The following is a 16451-nucleotide window of genomic DNA, read 5'->3' on the forward strand; positions in this document are numbered from 1 at the left end:
ATGCTTCGATCATGACTGACCGAGACGCCCGGGGCAGCGGGCTGCAGACCGACCGACCCCACTCGGCGCGGGTGTGGGACTACCTGCTCGGCGGGAAGAACCACTACCCGGTGGACAGTCAGGCCGGCGACCTGATCCTCCGGAACTTCCCCGAATTCGCGGCCGTCGCCCGCGTGCAACGGCGCTTCCTGGTGCGAGCGGTGCGGTTCCTGGCGCGCGACGCCGGGATCCGCCAGTTCCTCGACATCGGGACCGGCCTGCCGACCGCCGACAACACCCATGAGGTCGCCCAGGGCATCGCGCCGGAAAGCAAGATCGTCTACGTGGACAACGACCCCATCGTCCTCGCCCACGCCGACGCCTTGCTGCGCAGTACGCCGGAAGGAGAGTGCGCCTACCTCGACGCCGATGTGCGCGATCCGCGGAAGATCCTCACCCGGGCGGCCCGCACACTGGACTTCGACCGGCCCGTCGGTCTGATGCTGCTCAACATCATGGGCCAGGTCTCGGACGAGGAGGAGCCCGAGCGGATCGTGGCCGAGCTGATCGACGCGTTGCCGCGGGGCAGCTATGTGGCCCTGAGCGACGGCACGGCCACCGACGAGCGGCTCGCGGCGGCCGTCGAGGCGTACAACGCGCAGTCCGTCAACACGTACCACCTGCGCTCGCCCGAGCGCATCGGGAGTTTCCTGCGGGGGCTGCGTCTGGTCGAACCGGGCCTGGTCAGGTCTGCCGACTGGCGCCCGGCCCCCGACTCCGCGGCCGTCACCCGCGAACAGGGCCACGCCGCCGGGGCGGTGGGCCTGAAGGAGTAGGGCCGGGCGGGTGCCCGGAGTCCCGAAGTCCCGGAGCCCTGGGGCGACGCCGACGGCGTGCATCCCGTTCGACCGGCCGGGTCAAGGCCGTGGCCGACGGCCCGGGCGGTACCCGCGGTGCGCCTGTCGCGGCACGGCCCTGCGCGCCGTGCCGCGGATCCCGGCGCCCGCCGGGCGGGCGCCCCGCGTGAAGTGAGACGGGGCCGCCGGCCGGACTCCCGCATCCGGCGCGCCTCACCACCCGCCCGAACCGTGCGTCGAGGCCCGCACGGCGGCCGCGACTGCGCCGGCGGCCGGCGGGAACAGGATCGAGTAGTGGTTGGTGCCGCCGACGCACCGGGTGGGCATCCGGTCGGGGTCGAGGGCGGCCGCGGCGATACGGCCCGGATCGTAGAGGGCCTGCGGTTCGTCGAGCAGGCCGCGTTCGGCCCACAGCAGGGTGCCGTGCACCTGCGGCTGGTGGACGGCGGCCAGGGTCTCGGGGTCACCGAGCACGCCGGCGCCGTCCGCGCGCACCGCGTCGAGTACGCAGCTGCTGCGCAGCTCGGGCGAGCGGCCCGTGAGGTCGCGGTCGACGTAGGCGGCCAGCTGTGGGCTCCAGTGCGGGGCGAGTGCGGGGTGGGCCCGGAAGAACCCGAGGTAGGCCTCCCGGTCCTCGAAGGTCATCGACAGCCGGTCCATCGCCGGGCCGATGACGGCCTGGAGCAGTGCGTCGATGTCGGTGCCCGGGGGAGCGGGGAATCCCAGGCCGCCGTCGACCAGGACCACGCGCGGGAAGCGCTCCGGGTGCCGGGCGGCGGCCAGGGCGGCGACGAAAGCGCCCATGGAGTGGCCGAGGAGCACCGCCTGCCGCCGGCCGAGGTGGTCGAGCAGCGCGAGGGTGTCGCGGACGTGGGCGGTCAGGCCGTACGGACCGGGCAGAGCCGCGCTGGCGGCCCGGCCCCGCAGGTCGGGAGCGTAGAAGTCGGCCTCGGGCAGCGCTTCGGCCACGGCGGTGAAGGCCAGGCAGTTGGCGGTGATGCCGTGCAGCGCGATGACCGGCGGGCCGTCGCCCGGCCACCGGGTGACGGCGAGTTCACCGCCGTCCACCGGGACGGTGAGACTCTGCACGATGCCTCGGGCGGGCGCGGTCACGGACTCCTCCTCCGGCCCAGGGCGGCGATGCCGCCGGGGGCCGCGTAGACGGCGATGACGAAGAGCACACCCAGGATCAGCATGGGCTCCACACCGAGGTTCCAGCCGCCGAGCCGCTGGTCGAGGTAGGTGAAGAGCACCCCGCCGACGATCGGCCCCCAGCGGGTGCCGCTCCCGCCCAGCACCGCCATGACCAGCAGGGTGAGCGTGAACTCCGAGGTGGAGGTGTGCGGAGTGGCGCCCGCGGTGACCAGGAGGTGCAGCACGCCGCCGAGCAGGGCGAGCGCGGAAGCGAGGGTGAAGGCGCCGAGCTTGTGGGCGAACGGGCTGCGGCCGAGGACCGCGACGCGCTGCTCGTTGTCGCGGATCCCCTGCCAGACGCGGCCGACCGGGCGGGCGGTGGCGATCCACACGACGGTGGCGACCAGGGCCAGGTAGCCGAGGGCGAGCCAGTAGACGTGGGCGGTGTTCTGCACGCCGACCAGCGCTTCCGGCACCCCGTCGGTGTGCAGCGGCAGGCCCTCCTCGCCGCCGGTGAGACCGCCGGGGTTGCGCTCCACCCAGATCGCACCCGCCTGCGCGAAGGCCAGGGTGACCATGGCGAAGCCGACGCCGCCGAGGGCCAGCGTGCGCAACGAGATGGCGCCCAGGACGAGGGCGGCCACCGTGCCGAGAGCCAGGGTGAGCAGGGCCGCGGGCAGCAGACCGAGACCGAGTTCGGCCATCGCCAGCTGCGTGCCGTAGGCGCCGCCGGCGATGTACAGGGCGTGGCCGAAGGAGAGCAGCCCGGTGCGGCCGAACATCAGATCGTAGCCGAGCGCGAGCGCGCCGAAGACCAGGCAGAGCGCGAACAGCTGCAGTGACCCCGGGGAGTTGACCGGGCCGTCGAGGAGGACGGGGATCTCCACCGCCGAGTACGGCAGCAGCGCGAGCACCAGCAGCACGGCGGCCGGGACGGTCACCGACCGGGCCCGCCGCAGACGTCCGGCCCGCGGCGGTGCCGGCTGCCTCACCGGTGCGGCGGCGGGGATCGCCCGCGGGGTACGGGTGTCGGTCATGCCGTGCCTCCTGCGGACTGTGCCCGGTGTGCGGTGAGCGCGCGCCGCAGCCGCAGCAGCGGCGCGTCGGTGCCGGCCCGCGGCCGGGCCAGCACCACGGCGGCGAGCAGGAAGATGACGGCGAGGTCGCCGTAACCGCCCGCGTAGTAGTTGGCGTACTGCTGCACCAGGCCCACGCTGAGCGCGGACAGCGCGACGCCGGGGATCGAGCCGAGACCACCGATGATCACGACGACGAAGGCGAAGATGAGCAGTGAGGTCCCCTGATGAGGGGAGAGCGAGCCGAAGTAGATTCCGCCCAGCACGCCGGCGAGCCCCGCCAGGGCGCCGCCGAGCGCGAAGACGAGGGTGAAGGCCCGGGTGACGTCGATGCCCAGCGCCGTCACCATCGCCCGGTCCTCGACCCCGGCGCGGACGATGAGCCCGTAGCGGGTGCGGGACAGGAACAGCTGGACGCCGAAGAGGACGAGCACCGCCACCGCGATCAGCAGGAAGCGGTTGACGGGCACCCGGGCGCCGAGCACCCCGACGGTGCCGCTCAGCGCGTCCGGCACCGGGAAGGTGCGGGCGTCGGCGCCCCAGAAGGTCTGCACCGCCGCCGGAACGGCCAGCGAGAGCCCGACGGTGACCAGGATCTGCTTCCTGCCCCGGCCGTACAGCCGCCGGATGAGGACCAGCTCCACCACCACCGCCAGGGCGAGGCCGGTGGCCGTGCCCACCACGGCCGCCAGCAGCAGCCCCGGGACCCCGCCGACCGTCTCGGCGGTGCGCCAGGCGGTGTAGCCGGCGACGGTGAGGAACGCGCCGTGCGCGAAGTTCAGCACGTCCATCAGCCCGAAGATCAGGGCCAGACCGGAGGCGATGAGGAAGTACAGGGCGCCCAGACCGAGACCGGTCAGGGTGAGCAGGACGAGGGTGTCCATCAGGCGGCTCCGTTGCTCGAGTGACTGCCGACGCCCAGCAGCGCGGTCGTCCGCTCCGCGTCGGCGAGCAGTTCGCGGGCGTCACCGGTGTGCACCACCTGTCCGGCGTCCAGCACGACGGCGCTGCGGGCCAGTCGGCGGACGACGGCGAGGTTCTGTTCGACGAGCAGGAGCGGCACCCGCTGCGCGGCGCGCTCCAGGACCTCGGTGGCCTCGGTGACCACGCGGGGAGCCAGGCCCTTGGTGGGTTCGTCGACGACGACCAGGGCGTTGTCGTTGAGCAGGGTCCGGGCGAGGGCGACCATCTGCTGCTGGCCGCCGGACAGGGTGCCGGCGCGCTGGCCGCCGCGGGCGGCGAGTTCGGGGAACAGGTCGTGCACGAGGTCGTAGTGGTGGGCGCTGCCCGGGCGTTCGGCGAGGGCGAGGTTCTCGGCCACGGTCAGGCCGGCGAAGATCCCGCGGTCCTCGGGGGCGTAGCCGATGCCGCGGCGGATCGTGCGGTGGGTGGGCTCGGCGGTGATGTCGTGGCCGTCGAAGGTGACGCGGCCCGCGGTCACCCGTCCGCCGTCGGGCAGCAGCCCGAGGACCGCGCGGATCGTGGTGGTCTTGCCGACGCCGTTGCGCCCCAGCAGGGCGGTCACCCCGGAGGCCGGGACGTCGAAGCCGACGCCCTTGAGGATGTGCGACCCGGCGATGTCCACCTCGAGGCCGCTGACGGTGAGGATCGGTGGGGATGACATCAGAGCTCGTCTCCCAGGTAGGCCTGCTGGACGGTCGCGTTCGCCATGACCTCGGCCGGTGCCGCGGCGGCGAGCAGCCGCCCGTGGTGCATGACGGCGACCCGGTCGGCCAGGCCGAGCACCACTTCCATGTGGTGCTCGACGAGCATCACGGTCCGGCCCTCGTCGCGGTGCAACGCGCGGATGAGGTCGGTGAGTTCGCCGGTCTCCTCCGCGGCCACACCCGCCATCGGCTCGTCGAGCAGCATCAGCCGCGCTCCGGCCGAGCCCCCGGCGAGGGTGGGCGCGAGGAGCATCGCCAGCTCGAGCTTGCGTTTGTCGCCGTGGGACAGGCCGGCCGCGAGAGCGGCGCCGCGGTCGGCCAGGCGGACCCGGGCCAGCACCCCCGTCACGTCGGCCGCGCTCACGCGGCGCACCCCGGCGGAGCGGGCGGCCAGCTCCACGTGTTCGGCCACCGTCATGGTGGAGAAGACCGAGGACGACTGGAAGGTCCGCCCGATGCCCCGGCGGGAGCGCCGGTGCGGCGGCAGGGAGGTGACGGCGTGACCGTCGAGGCGGATGGTGCCGCCGGTCGGAGAGGTCAGGCCGGAGACCAGATTGAACAGGGAAGTCTTTCCGGCTCCGTTGGGGCCGATGACGGCCAGCAATTCTCCCTCGCCCACGTCGAGGGAGACCTCGTCGATGATGGTGGCTCCGCCGACCGACCAGCTGAGCCGGTCCAGTTGCAGTACGGGCGTCATGCGTCAGCCGATCTTCTTCTCGGCGGGCGCGACCTGCTCGGCGGGGAAGGTCTTCGACACCTCCGGGTGGTCGGCCGAGGCGAACTTCGCCTGGAAGGTGGGCTGCAGCAGCGCGTGGTCGCCCGCCCGGACGGTGTTCTCCCCCTTGACCCCGGAGAAGGTGAAGCCCTCCAGGGCCTTGATCATGGCGTCGGTGTCCCCGTCCGCCCCACCGGCCTTGACGGCTTCGACGACCATCTGGGCGGCGTTGAAGCCGTCCGGCGAGAACAGGTCCTCGTCCCACTTCTTCTTCGCGAAGTACGCCCGCATGGCCTCGGCCTCCGGCGTGCCGGTGGCCTCGGGCACGTAGTGGGCCAGCAGGGTGACCTTCTCGCGGGCCTTGCCGAAGACCGGGTAACTGGCCCGGATGTCCAGGCCGGTGACGACGGTGGCGGCGTCCAGCACGCCCTGCTGGTCCAGGGTGGACCACATCGACTGGGCGGTGTCTCCCGCCCAGGCGACGAAGACCATGTCCGGTTCGGCCGCCTTGACCTTGCTCGCCACGGGGGTCAGATCGGTGGCGCTGGGCGGCGCCAGCACCGAGGTCACCGTGGTGCCGTCGGTGCCCAGCACGGCCTTGACGGCCTCGGCGTTGGCCTGCCCGAAGGCGCTGTCCTGGGCCAGGACGACGACCTTCTTGCCCCGGGAGTCGCCCAGGATGTGCTTGGCGGTCGTCACGTCCTGGTAGGTCTGACGTCCGGAGCGGAAGGTGTAGCGGTTGACGCCGGTGACCGCGTCGGTGGCCGCGGGTCCGCTGATGTACAGCGTCTTGTTCTGCGCCGCCACCGGGGCGATCTGGGTGGCCACCCCGGAGGCCGCGGTGCCGGCGATGATCGGCACCCCCTGGCCGATGCGCTTCTTGGCCAGGGAGACGCCCTTGGCCGGATCACCGGCGTCGTCGTCCTTCAGCACGGTGATCTTGATGCCGTCGACGGCGCCGGTGCCTTCGGTGGCGTGGTCGAGGCCGGCTTCGAAGCCCTGCAGGTACTGCTCGCCGTAGGAGGCCAGCGGCCCGCTGGTGGAGGTGACGAGGGCGACCCGCACCTCCTTCGACCCGGAGGCGGCGTTGCTGCCCGGGCTGGAGCAGGAAGCGGTGAACGCGACGGCGATCGCGACCACGGTGGCGGAAAGGAAAACGGATCTACGCATGGCCGTACGGCTCCTCGATGCGACGACGGATACGCCCCAGGGGTTCCTCACGGACTCGGTTCCTGAGCGACGTCCGGGCAGTGTGTTTCACGCCACCTGGACGCCACAATGTGGCTCACCTCCATGTGGCACCGCCCGGCTGTGTCGGTGGCGCCCACCGGTGACGCCCGTCGACGGGACTGTCGGTGGCGGTGAGGCGACCGGGGGCAGCCGGCGTCGGCGACGACGAACCGGACGCCGCGATGTGGCCCACCCCCATGCGGCACCGTCCGGCTGTGTCGGTGGCACCTGTCGGTGGTGACTACCGGTGGCGACCGAGCCCGGATCCGCTGGCTCGATTCCGATGCGATCATTCGGATCTTCCGACCGGTATGCGGGGAGAACGGGGTACCGTCCAGCAGGACGATCACACCGGCACCGCACAGGCCCGGTTCTCCCGGGCGAGGGGAGCTACGCATGACCGGGGCCACGCACCACTCGCCCTCCGAGCCCGAGCCCGAGTCCGGTGACGGCGGCCGCACCGATCCGCTGGTCCGGCTCTCCCTGGAGCAGTTGCGGCAACGCACCAGCATGAAGTGGCGTACGCACCCCGCGGACGTCCTCCCGCTCTGGGTGGCGGAGATGGACGTGCCCCTGGCACCCGCCGTCGCCGACGCGCTGCACCGGGCCGTCGACCTGGGAGACACCGGGTACCCGCACGGCACCGCCTACGCGGAGGCCCTCGCGGGCTTCGCCGCCGAGCGCTGGAAGTGGGACGGCCTGCGGGTGGAGAACACGGCGATCGTGCCCGACGTCATGCTGGGCATCGTCGAGATCCTCCGCCTCGTCACCGGCCCCGGCGACGCGGTCGTCGTCTGCTCACCCGTCTACCCGCCGTTCTACGCGTTCCTCGCGCACGACGGCCGGGACGTCGTCGAGGCCCCCCTGGGCCCCGACCTGCGGGTCGACCTGGCCGCACTCGAGGACGCGTTCACCCGTGCACGGCGCCACGGCCGCCGCGCGGCCTTCCTGATGAGCAACCCGCACAACCCGACCGGTGTCGTCCACACCCGCGCGGAGCTCGAGGCGATCGCCGCGCTCGCCCGCCGGCACGGTGTCCGGGTGGTCTCCGACGAGATCCACGCCCCGCTGGTGCTGCCAGGAGCCGTCTTCACACCGTTCCTCGACGTCCCCGGCTCCGAGAACGGGTTCGCCCTGACCTCCGCGTCCAAGGCGTGGAACCTGGCCGGCCTCAAGGCCGCCGTGGCCGTCGCCGGCACCGAAGCCGCGGACGATCTGCGGCGCATGCCCGAAGAGGTCGGCCACGGCCCCAGCCACCTGGGCGTCCTCGCCCACACCGCGGCGTTCCGCGACGGCGCCGACTGGCTCGACGAACTCCTGCTCGGCCTCGACGCCAACCGGAGCCTGCTGGGCAGGCTGATCGACGAACACCTTCCCGGCGTGGGGTACGTCCCGCCCCAGGGCACCTACCTCGCCTGGCTGGACTGCACCGGGCTCGCACTGCACGACGACGGTCCGGCCGACGGCCCGGGCATCGTCAGCGACCTCGCCGGACCGGCGAGGATGTTCCTGGACGAGGCCCGCGTCGCCCTCAGCTCCGGGCACGTCTTCGGCACCGGCGGCGCGGGACACGTACGCCTCAACTTCGCCACCTCACCGGTGATCCTGCGCCAGGCGCTCGCCCGCATGGGACGCGTGCTCGCCGGCCGGGCCGGCGGGTGATCGAGGGGACCGAGGGGCCGGCACACCGGGCACGGCCGGAGACGGCCGCCCGGACGAGCACCGCCGCACGGGAGTCGGCCTGCATGCGGAAGCCGAGGTGCCGGGTCACGATGTTCTGGAGCGCGTGACTCAGGTACCACGCCCGGTGTGCGAAGAGAGGTGGATGGCCGTGGCTCGGGAGGACGGCCGACGGCGCCCGGGGTCCCCCCGCTTCGGGGAGGAGGACAGGGGCCGCAGCACCGACCGGACCGACCACCCGGCCAGGACACAGCGGCGCATGCAGGGTCTGCTGGGCGCGTTCCTGTCCGTCAGCCGGGAACTGGAGCTGCCGGTGGTGCTGCGGCGGATCGTGAGCACCGCGATGGAACTCGTCGACGCCCACTACGGCGCCCTGGGCGTGCTGAGCGAGGACGGCACGGCCCTGCAGGAGTTCATCCCCCTCGGCCTGAGTGCCGAGGAGTACGCGGACCTCGCCGGCTCCGAGTTCCCGCACGGCCGGGGCCTGCTCGGGCACCTGATCCACCATCCCGAGCCGCTGCGCGTCCAGGACCTGCCGAACCACCCGGACTCCATCGGCTTCCCGCCGGGCCACCCTCCGATGCGCACCCTGCTCGGGGTGGCGATCAGCGTGCGCGGGCGGATCTACGGCAACCTGTACCTGTGCGACCGGCGCGACGGTGAGCCGTTCGACGACGAGGACGAGGCCGTGGTGAACGCGCTGGCCGGTGCGGCAGGCATCGCCATCGAGAACGCCCGCCTCTTCGAGCAGACCCGCGCCTCCGCGGAGCACTTCCAGCGACTGCTGCTGCCCACGCTGCCCGATCTCGGACCCTTCTCGGCGGCCGCGGTCTACCGGCCCGCCACCGCCCCCGGGCACCACCTGGGCGGTGACTGGTACGACGCCCTGCTGCTTCCGGACGACAGCTGCGCGGTCATCGTCGGTGACGTGCTGGGCCACGACATGGCCGCCGCCGCGGCCATGTCGCAGATCCGGAACATGCTGCGCGCCCTGCTCTACGACCGCCGCACCCCGCCCAGTCTGGTCCTGCACCGGCTCGACCACACCCTGCACGCCATCACCGAGGCCCCGGTCACCACCGCCTGCCTCGCCCGTGTCGAAGCCGCGGGGGACGGCTGGCGCCTGCACTGGTCCACCGCCGGCCACCTGCCTCCCCTGGCCGTCTCCGCCGACGGGCACGCCCGCTATCTGGACGCCGAACCCGGCCTGCCCCTCGGTGTCGACGACGCGCTGCCGCGGCCCGACCACATCCGGCCGCTGACGGCGGGCGAGACGGTGCTGCTGTTCACCGACGGTCTGGTCGAGCACCCGCACCGGTCCCTGGATGCGTGCCTGGACGAGCTCGCCGCCCTCGCCTCCGTCCACAACGGGTTGCCGCTCGACGAGCTGTGCCGGGTTCTGGCCGAACGGCACCCGAGCGACGGGCACGACGACCTCGCCCTCCTCGCCCTGCGGCTCCCGTCGCGTACCGGCGTCAGCCACAGCAGGTGAGGACCGGCTGGGCCTTCCTCCCCGGCTGCCACGTCCGGTTAATATGCTCATTTCATGCCGGAGGCCGGAAGCGAGGGCCGTACCGCACCGCACCGCGTGGGAGCCGACCGTGGAACGTAAGGTGAACGAGCTGTGGGGCCTCGGAGAATGCTGAGAGAGGTCACCGCCACCCGCTACATCGCACCCCTGCACTCCGGCGGCTCCGTGCCCGGGGTGTTCGAGGCCGACGACCTGGGCACCTACGTCGTGAAGTTCACGGGGTCCGCGCAGGGGCGCAAGGCGCTGGTCGCCGAGGTGATCGTCGGGGAGCTGGCCCGCGCCCTGGGGCTGCGTTTCCCGGAGCTGGTCCTGGTCCACTTCGACCCGGTGGTCGCCGCCGGCGAGCCCCACCAGGAGGTGCGGGAGCTGCACTCCGTCAGCGCCGGGACCAACCTCGGCATGGACTACCTGCCGGGCGCGCGGGACTTCACGCCCGAACTCGCCGAGGACTTCCCCGTCGATCCGGTGGAGGCCGGGCGGATCGTCTGGCTCGACGCGCTCACGGTGAACGTGGACCGGACCACGCACAGCTCCAACCTGATGGTCTGGCCCACGCTCGGCGTCGCCCCGCCGCGCCTGTGGCTCATCGACCACGGGGCCGCGCTCGTCTTCCACCACCGCTGGGCCGCCTCCGACCCGGCGAAGGCCTACGACTTCCGCCACCACGCCCTGGGCCGCCACGCGCCCGACGTCCGCGCCGCCGACGCCGAGCTGGCTCCCCGGGTGACCGAGGAACTGCTGCGGGCCGTCACCGCCGAGGTGCCCGACGCCTGGCTGGCCGGCGACCCGGACTTCGCGACGCCCGACGAGGCCCGCGAGGCGTACGTGGCGTACCTCCACGCACGCGTGCGGGCCTCCGCGGCGTGGCTGCCGACCGACTTCCCCGCCGCGGCGGAACTGGCCGAGGAGAACGCCCGCCGCGCGGCCCGGACCCGGCAGGGCCGCCCGGACTGGCTCAAGCGCGTCCCCGACCTGCACGGCAAGCCGCAGGCGGCCCAGGACTGGTCGGTGCATCTCGGATGACCGGCGGGGCGGACCGGAGGCCTTCCGGCCCGCCCCGCCGTGGCGGGCCGCGCGGCGGGCGTCAGCCCTGGAGCTGCTCGTACGCCGGCAGGGTGAGGAAGTCGGCGTAGTCCTCGTCGAGGGAGACCTTCAGGAGCAGGTCGTGGGCCTGCTGCCAGTGGCCCGCCGCGAAGGCCTCCTTACCGGTCTCGGCGCGGACGGCCGCCAGTTCCTCGGCGGCCACCCCGCGGACCAGGTCCGCGGTGACCTGCTCGCCGTTGTCGAGGACGACCCCCGCGTCGACCCACTGCCAGATCTGGGAGCGGGAGATCTCGGCGGTGGCCGCGTCCTCCATCAGGCCGAAGATGGCGACCGCGCCCGTGCCGCGCAGCCAGGCCTCGATGTAGCGGATGCCGACCTGGACGGCGTTGACCAGGCCCGCGTACGTCGGCCTGGCCTCCAGGGAGCCGATCGCGAGCAGGTCGGCGGCGCTGACGTCGACGTCCTCGCGCAGCCGGTCCTTCTGGTGCGGCCTGTCGCCCAGCACCCGGTCGAAGGACTCCATGGCGATCGGGACCAGGTCCGGGTGGGCGACCCAGGAACCGTCGAAGCCGTCGTTCGCCTCGCGGTCCTTGTCGGCGCGGACCTTCTCGAACGCGACCTTGTTGACCTCCGGGTCCCGGCGGGACGGGATGAAGGCCGCCATGCCGCCGATCGCGTGCGCGCCCCGCTTGTGGCAGGTGCGCACGAGGAGTTCGGTGTACGCCCGCATGAACGGGGCCGTCATCGTGACCGCGTTGCGGTCCGGGAGGACGAACCCGGGGCCGCCGTCACGGAAGTTCTTGATGATGGAGAACAGGTAGTCCCAGCGTCCCGCGTTCAGCCCCGAGGCGTGGTCGCGCAGTTCGTAGAGGATCTCCTCCATCTCGTAGGCGGCCGTGATCGTCTCGATGAGGACGGTGGCGCGGACGGTGCCCCGGGGGATGCCCAGGTGGTCCTGCGCGAAGACGAAGACGTCGTTCCAGAGGCGGGCTTCCAGATGGGACTCCGTCTTCGGGAGGTAGAAGTACGGGCCCTTGCCGAGGTCGATGAGGCGCTGGGCGTTGTGGAAGAAGTACAGCCCGAAGTCGACCAGGGCGCCGGGCACCCGGGTGCCGTCCGGGGCGGAGAGGTGCCGCTCGTCCAGGTGCCAGCCGCGCGGGCGCATGACGACCGTCGCCAGTTCCTCGGCCGGGTGCAGGGCGTAGGACTTGCCGGACACCGCGTCGGTGAAGTCGATGGTCCGGGTGTAGGCGTTGATCAGGTTGAGCTGGCCGAGGACCACGTTCTCCCAGGTGGGCGCCGAGGCGTCCTCGAAGTCCGCGAGCCAGACCTTCGCGCCCGAGTTGAGGGCGTTGACGGTCATCTTGCGGTCGGTGGGGCCGGTGATCTCGACGCGCCGGTCGTTCAGGGCCTCGGGGGCCGGGGCCACCCTCCAGGAGTCGTCGGCGCGGACGGCGGCCGTCTCCGGGAGGAAGTCGAGCGTGGAGGTGCGGGCGATCTCGGCACGGCGCTCCGCGCGGCGGGCGAGGAGTTCGTCACGCCGGGGGGTGAACCGCCGGTGCAGCTCGGCCACGAAGGCGAGGGCCGCCTCGGTGAGGACCTCCTCCTGTCCGGGCAGGGGCTCGGCGTCGACGATGGCCAGCGGGAACGGCGCTGGTGCGGACATCAGCTGTCACTTCCTTCGGGCGGGCGCTCTGGCCAGTGGATAGTAATTTCCTCATGGTGGAAGTTCAATGGTTTGTTGATGTCGAGGGGTTTCCGGTCGGGCCGCGCGGCGGCGCCCGGGCGCCGCCTCCTGCAGCCGAGGCTTCACGCGAGGCCTCACTCGAGGCGGGCCAGGTCCTCCTCCGTGTCGATGTCGTAGGGCTCGGCCACGTCCCCGCACTCGACGAGCGTGATCCGGTCCGCGTGCTCCTGCAGGTAGGCGCGCGCGCCCCGGTCGCCGGTCGCGGTCGCGGCGACACCGGCCCAGTGCGCGGACCCGAACAGGACCGGGTGACCGCGTACGCCGGCGTAGGCGGCCGCGGCGAGCGACTCCCGCGGCTCTCGCGCCGTGCGCGCGCCGAGCACCCGCGCGACCGCCCCCGGCCCGATCCCGGGCTGGTCGACCAGCAGGACCAGCGCGGCCTGTGCGTCCGTGCCGGTCAGCGAGGTGAGCCCGGCCCGCAGGGACGAGCCCATGCCCTGCTCCCACGCGGGGTTGCCGACGAGCACGCAGCCCGGCAGTGAGGCACGCGCGCGCACCTCGTCCGCCCCCGCGCCGAGCACCACGTGGACGCGCTCGCAGCCGCCCTCGCGCAGGGACCGTACGGCGTGCTCCACCAGCGGTCGTCCCCGGTGCGTCAGCAGTGCCTTGGGGCGTCCGCCCAGCCGTCGCCCGCCGCCCGCCGCGAGCAGCAGTCCCACGACCCGTTCCGGGGCCGCCCGCCCGGTGTCCGGGCTCCTCCCGTGTGTTCCCGATGTCGTCACGGACCCTGCATACCGCACCCGTCGCCGGGTGTCCGTACGGCGCGATGTCACGCTGTGGAGCACTCCGATGACGCAGCGGACTGGCGCGGAGGGGGCGGGGTGGCGTTTACTGGCGCGCACCGGCGACGGGGCGCGAGGCCGGTGGGGAGAGGCGCGCAGCGGTGCGTGAGGGGGAGGACTGTGGTGCGGAGCGTAGAGAAAAGGCGTGCGAGCGACAGTCGTCAGGACGATCCGCGGGCGGTGGAGCTGCGCTCCGCCGTGTCCCGACTGCGGCGCCGACTCGCGGCTCATCCAGCGGAGTTCGCTGATCGGAGCATCGCGGAGGAGGAGCTGGCCGCCCTGGACGCCCTGGTGGCGGACGGCGGCCTCGAGGTCCCCCGGCTGCGCCGTTCCCTGCTGCTGATCGCCGGCGCGATCGGTTCGGTGAGCGCGCTGGGCCCGGGGCTGCGGGAGGTGCGGGAGGCGGTGGAGCTGTTCGGGCCGTCACCCCGGGACTGACGAACGGACGTGCGACGCACCCTCAGAAAGGGGGGCGTGCGCGGGCGCTGAGGCCGAGGGACGGCGTGTCCGCCCGGTGGCCGGGTTCGGTGACCGGACCGGGCGGCCGGACCGGTCAGAGCGTCGGGCCGCCGCCCGGAGCGGTGAGCACCTCGGAGAGTTCCCCGGCCACCTGCTGGAGCACCGGCACGATCCGTTCCGTGGCCGCCTCCGTGAGCCGCCCCGAGGGGCCGGAGACCGAGATGGCCGCGGCGGTGGGGGAATCGGGCACCGGGACGGCGAGGCAGCGCACGCCGATCTCCTGCTCGTTGTCGTCGATGGCGTAGCCCCGGCGGCGCACCTCGTCGAGCGCCGCCAGGAAGCCCTCCGGCGTGGTGATGGTCCGGTCCGTCGCGGCGGGCATCCCGGTACGGGCGAGCAGGGCCCGCACGTCCTTCGGCGGGAAACCGGCCAGCAGGGCCTTGCCCACCCCGGTGGAGTGCGGCAGGACGCGCCGGCCGACCTCGGTGAACATCCGCATGGAATGCTTGGAGGGCACCTGCGCGACGTACACGACCTCGTCCCCGTCGAGCAGCGCCATGTTCGCCGTCTCGCCCGTCTCCTCCACCAGCCGGGCCAGGAACGGGCGGGCCCAGCTGCCCAGCAGCCGGGAGGAGGACTCGCCGAGCCTGATCAGGCGCGGACCGAGCGCGTAACGGCGGTTGGGCTGCTGGCGCACATAACCGCATGCGACGAGGGTGCGCATCAGACGGTGGATGGTCGGCAGGGGCAGCCCGCTGCTCGCCGACAGTTCGCTGAGCCCGACCTCGCCGCCCGCGTCCGCCATCCTTTCGAGCAGGTCGAAGGCGCGCTCGAGGGACTGGACCCCGCCGCCGGAGGCGGACCGGACGGAGCCGTTGGTGCTGGCGCTGGACGTCGGCACGGCGCGTTTCCTTTCAGGGCTGCTGGGGGCTGCGGGAAGGGCGAAGCCTACCCGGCGGCCGGTAGCCGCCCGATGGCGTGTCACTTCATTCCGTTTTGCGGAAGTCTAATTCCGCTTCCTGGGAAGATTCAGGGAGCGGTCGTCGGCTGCCGTCCGGGCAGTGTGCCCCTTGACGGTGCGGGAGGGGGAGTGAAGACTCCTTCAACAGAAAGTTGAACTCCCGGGATGCGCGCCGGTGGAGGGGAGGCGGACACGGGTGTCCGACACCGAACGGGTGCTGCGCTCGACGCGCGTCGTCACTCCCGAGGGGACGCGGGCCGCGTCGGTCGTGGTCGCCGACGGCAGCATCACGGCCGTTCTGCCGTACGAGGCGCCCCTCCCCGAGGTGGCCCGCCTGACGGACCTCGGCGACGATGTTTTGCTGCCCGGCCTGGTCGACACCCATGTGCACGTCAACGATCCGGGCCGTACCGAGTGGGAGGGCTTCTGGACCGCCACCCGCGCGGCGGCGGCCGGCGGCATCACCACGCTCGTCGACATGCCGCTCAACTCCCTCCCGCCGACGACGACCGCCGGTCACCTGCGCACCAAGCAGCGGGCCGCCGCGAGCCGGGCCCATGTCGACGTCGGCTTCTGGGGCGGCGCCCTGCCCGGCAACGCCTTGGAGCTGCGCCCGCTGTACGAGGCGGGGGTCTTCGGCTTCAAGGCGTTCCTGTCGCCGTCCGGCGTCGACGAGTTCCCGCACCTCGGTCCGGAGCGACTGGCCCGCACCCTGGCGGAGATCGCCGCCTTCGACGGGCTGCTGATCGTGCACGCCGAGGACCCGGGCCGCCTGGCCGCCGCCCCGCGGTGCGGCGGCCCGAGGTACGCCGACTTCCTCGCCTCCCGTCCGCGCGACGCCGAGGACACCGCCGTCGCCCTGCTCCTCGCGCAGGCGAGGCGCCTCGACGCGCGCGTGCACATCCTGCACCTCTCCTCGAGCGACGCGCTGCCGCTGATCGCCGAGGCCAAGGCGGACGGGGTGCGCGTCACCGTCGAGACATGCCCCCACTACCTGACGCTCACCGCCGAGGAGGTCCCGGACGGCGCCGGCGAGTTCAAGTGCTGCCCGCCCATCCGCGAAGCCGCCAACCGGGAGCCGCTCTGGCGGGCTCTGACGGACGGCGTCATCGACTGCGTGGTCACCGATCACTCCCCGGCCACCGCCGACCTCAAGACCGCCGACTTCGCCACCGCCTGGGGCGGCATCTCCGGCCTCCAGCTCGGCCTGCCCGTCGTCTGGACCGAGGCCCGCGGACGGGGCCACGGCCTGGAGGACGTCGTGCGCTGGATGTCGACGCGCACGGCGGAACTGGTCGGCCTCGGCACCCGCAAGGGCGCCATAGCGCCCGGCCGCGACGCCGACTTCGCCGTCCTCGCCCCCGAGGAGACCTTCACCGTCGACCCCGAAGCGCTCCAGCACCGCAACCCGGTGACGGCGTACGCGGGCAGGACCCTGTACGGAGTGGTGAAGTCCACCTGGCTGCGCGGCCGGTGCGTCATGACCGACGGCGAGTTCGCCGACCCCGAGGGCCGCCTGCTCACCCGCACCCCCTGAGGCCGGCCGCCACCCTGCGTCGGATTCCGGTCGACCTCGGACTTCCGGCTCC

The 16451-nt window shown here is 73.1% G+C and carries 15 protein-coding genes; 6 read left to right on the plus strand and 9 right to left on the minus strand.

Translation table 11 applies throughout. The features are described from left to right. Positions 1-11: 11 nt before the first annotated feature. Positions 12-815, plus strand: coding sequence for an SAM-dependent methyltransferase (locus ACWEQO_RS19720; RefSeq protein ID WP_452984625.1), 804 nt, complete (start codon positions 12-14; stop codon positions 813-815). A 234-nt stretch (positions 816-1049) separates the two neighbouring features. Here ACWEQO_RS19720 and ACWEQO_RS19725 read toward each other — a convergent pair whose 3' ends face one another. From ACWEQO_RS19725 to ACWEQO_RS19750, 6 genes are read right to left on the minus strand one after another with little or no spacing between them, the layout of a single operon-like run. Continuing rightward, complete coding sequence (locus ACWEQO_RS19725; protein ID WP_452984626.1) at positions 1050-1949, minus strand: alpha/beta fold hydrolase; 900 nt, start codon at positions 1947-1949, stop codon at positions 1050-1052. Beyond that, positions 1946-3007, minus strand: a complete 1062-nt coding sequence (locus ACWEQO_RS19730; RefSeq protein WP_452984627.1) for a branched-chain amino acid ABC transporter permease — start codon at positions 3005-3007, stop codon at positions 1946-1948. The genes ACWEQO_RS19725 and ACWEQO_RS19730 overlap by 4 nt, the downstream gene beginning before the upstream one ends. After that, complete coding sequence (locus ACWEQO_RS19735) at positions 3004-3930, minus strand: branched-chain amino acid ABC transporter permease (protein ID WP_452984628.1); 927 nt, start codon at positions 3928-3930, stop codon at positions 3004-3006. The genes ACWEQO_RS19730 and ACWEQO_RS19735 overlap by 4 nt, the downstream gene beginning before the upstream one ends. Beyond that, positions 3930-4670, minus strand: a complete 741-nt coding sequence (locus ACWEQO_RS19740; RefSeq protein ID WP_361455677.1) for an ABC transporter ATP-binding protein — start codon at positions 4668-4670, stop codon at positions 3930-3932. The genes ACWEQO_RS19735 and ACWEQO_RS19740 overlap by 1 nt, the downstream gene beginning before the upstream one ends. Then, positions 4670-5410, minus strand: a complete 741-nt coding sequence (locus ACWEQO_RS19745; protein WP_361455680.1) for an ABC transporter ATP-binding protein — start codon at positions 5408-5410, stop codon at positions 4670-4672. Before ACWEQO_RS19745 ends, ACWEQO_RS19740 begins: the two co-directional genes overlap by 1 nt. A gap of 3 nt (positions 5411-5413) precedes the next feature. Next, positions 5414-6598 (minus strand): substrate-binding domain-containing protein, encoded by a 1185-nt coding sequence (locus ACWEQO_RS19750; RefSeq protein ID WP_452984629.1) that lies wholly within the window; start codon positions 6596-6598, stop codon positions 5414-5416. Positions 6599-7054: 456 nt separating this feature from the next. On the opposite strand from ACWEQO_RS19750, the gene ACWEQO_RS19755 reads away from it, so the two are divergent. The 3 genes from ACWEQO_RS19755 to ACWEQO_RS19765 all read left to right on the plus strand — a co-directional run bounded on the left by ACWEQO_RS19755 (position 7055) and on the right by ACWEQO_RS19765 (position 10892). Continuing rightward, positions 7055-8320, plus strand: a complete 1266-nt coding sequence (locus ACWEQO_RS19755; protein WP_452984630.1) for a MalY/PatB family protein — start codon at positions 7055-7057, stop codon at positions 8318-8320. A 277-nt stretch (positions 8321-8597) separates the two neighbouring features. Next, entirely contained in the window at positions 8598-9830 is a 1233-nt protein-coding gene (locus ACWEQO_RS19760; RefSeq protein ID WP_452984692.1) for a PP2C family protein-serine/threonine phosphatase, read from the plus strand. Between the two features lie 147 nt (positions 9831-9977). Then, entirely contained in the window at positions 9978-10892 is a 915-nt protein-coding gene (locus ACWEQO_RS19765) for a HipA family kinase (protein WP_452984693.1), read from the plus strand. 61 nt (positions 10893-10953) lie between these two features. On the opposite strand, the gene aceB is transcribed toward ACWEQO_RS19765, so the two are convergent. Continuing rightward, positions 10954-12579, minus strand: coding sequence for a malate synthase A (gene aceB / locus ACWEQO_RS19770; RefSeq protein WP_452984631.1), 1626 nt, complete (start codon positions 12577-12579; stop codon positions 10954-10956). Positions 12580-12734: 155 nt separating this feature from the next. Further along, on the minus strand, positions 12735-13313 hold the full coding sequence (locus ACWEQO_RS19775) for a nucleotidyltransferase family protein (RefSeq protein ID WP_452984694.1): 579 nt from the start codon (positions 13311-13313) through the stop codon (positions 12735-12737). A 249-nt stretch (positions 13314-13562) separates the two neighbouring features. On the opposite strand from ACWEQO_RS19775, the gene ACWEQO_RS19780 reads away from it, so the two are divergent. After that, complete coding sequence (locus tag ACWEQO_RS19780; protein WP_361455695.1) at positions 13563-13880, plus strand: DUF5955 family protein; 318 nt, start codon at positions 13563-13565, stop codon at positions 13878-13880. Between the two features lie 115 nt (positions 13881-13995). Here the strand turns inward: ACWEQO_RS19780 and ACWEQO_RS19785 are convergent, their stop codons facing one another. Further along, the gene (locus ACWEQO_RS19785; protein ID WP_452984632.1) at positions 13996-14802 is read right to left on the minus strand and encodes an IclR family transcriptional regulator; all 807 of its coding nucleotides are present in this window, start codon (positions 14800-14802) and stop codon (positions 13996-13998) included. Between the two features lie 256 nt (positions 14803-15058). Here ACWEQO_RS19785 and allB point away from each other — a divergent pair, with 256 nt between their 5' ends. Beyond that, positions 15059-16399 carry an allantoinase AllB gene (allB, locus tag ACWEQO_RS19790; protein ID WP_452984633.1) on the plus strand — a complete coding sequence of 447 codons (1341 nt, stop codon included), beginning with the start codon at positions 15059-15061 and terminating at the stop codon, positions 16397-16399. Positions 16400-16451: the final 52 nt, after the last annotated feature.

The sequence above is a fragment of the Streptomyces sp. NPDC004051 genome (genome assembly GCF_053604275.1).